This is a genomic window from Salmonella sp. SAL4457 (genome assembly GCF_046548235.1).
GTDB classification, from domain to species: Bacteria; Pseudomonadota; Gammaproteobacteria; order Enterobacterales; family Enterobacteriaceae; genus Salmonella; species Salmonella enterica.
Genome location: NZ_JBGDZO010000951.1, coordinates 1 through 252, shown reverse-complemented (window position 1 = coordinate 252; position 252 = coordinate 1). Strand labels below are relative to the sequence as shown.

The window sequence follows — 252 nt, the reverse complement described above, 5'->3', positions numbered from 1 at the left end:
CCGATCCGCCTGCACGGCGACTGCCATCCAGGCAACCTGCTGTGCCGCGACGATGTCTACCACATGGTCGATCTCGACGACTGCCGCATGGGCCCGGCCCTCCAGGACCTGTGGATGATGCTCGCCGGCGAGCGCCACGAACGCCTGGCGCAGATTGCCGAACTGGTCGACGGCTACAACGAGTTCCACGACTTCGACCCGCGCCAGCTACCGCTGCTCGAAGGCCTGCGCAGCCTCCGCCTGATGCACTAC

At 66.7% G+C, this 252-nt stretch carries 1 protein-coding gene; it reads left to right on the top strand.

Translation table 11 applies throughout. The features are described from left to right. The coding region (locus tag ACLJNW_RS27000) for a phosphotransferase (RefSeq protein ID WP_410961622.1) at positions 1 to 252 on the top strand (252 nt) is incomplete at both ends.